At 67.3% G+C, this 884-nt stretch carries 1 protein-coding gene; it reads left to right on the forward strand.

What is annotated here, in order from left to right; genetic code table 11:
- On the forward strand, positions 1-884 hold an 884-nt coding region (locus tag EQG76_RS31410; RefSeq protein ID WP_159719128.1), incomplete at both ends, for a crotonase/enoyl-CoA hydratase family protein.

Here is an 884-nt window from a genome sequence, read left to right on the forward strand (position 1 = left end):
CGTCACCCCGTTCCGCGGCCGCCGGGTGCGCACACCGGAACTGGAGCTGGAGCATCTGTCGGTGACGCTGGATGCGGGCTTGGGCGTGCTGTTCGCCCGGATGAAGCACCAGGAGCGCGCCTGCTACACCCAGGCGCTGATGCAGGACATGAGGACCCTGCAGAACCATCTGGTCGAGCTCTATGCCGGGCTTGGCGCCGAGGAGATCCCGTTCCGCTACCTGGCCTGGTGCTCGGATGCACCCAAGGCCTGGAGCCTGGGCGGCGACCTTTGCACCTTCACGGGCATGATCCGCGAGCAGGACGAGGCCGGCCTGCGCGCCTACGCCCATCTCGCGATCGACATCCTCCATGCCAACCTGGTGAGCCTGGACCTGCCGATCCTGACCGTGGCCCTGATCCAAGGCGATGCGATCGGCGGCGGCTTCGAGGCGATGCTCACCGACGACTTGGTGATCGCTGAAGAAGGCACCAAGTTCGGCCTGCCCGAGATCCTGTTCAACCTGTTCCCCGGCATGGGCGGCTACAGCTTCCTCAAGCGCAAGCTGGGCCCGGTGCTGGCCCGCCAGGTCCTCGAAGACGGGCTGTCGCGCTCGGCCGAGGAGGTCAAGGCGCTGGGCCTGGTCGACCTGGTCTGCCCGCAAGGCGAGGCCATGGCCACGCTTGCCCGCTTCGTCCAGGACAACCAGCAGCGCTTTGCCACGCTGCTCACCCTCAAGCGGGTGCGCGAGCGCGCCGAGCCTTGCGACAAGCGCGAGCTCTTGGACATCGTCGACCTGTGGGTCGATCTGGCCATGAAGCTCGACGAGCCCGCCCTGCGCCGCATGGACTGCCTGGCCCGCGTCCAGGAAAAAAAGCGCGCTAATGGCGCAGCCAAGATCGCCG

Origin of the sequence: Geminicoccus flavidas (assembly GCF_009806515.1) — a bacterium.
Taxonomy (GTDB): domain Bacteria; phylum Pseudomonadota; class Alphaproteobacteria; order Geminicoccales; family Geminicoccaceae; genus Geminicoccus; species Geminicoccus flavidus.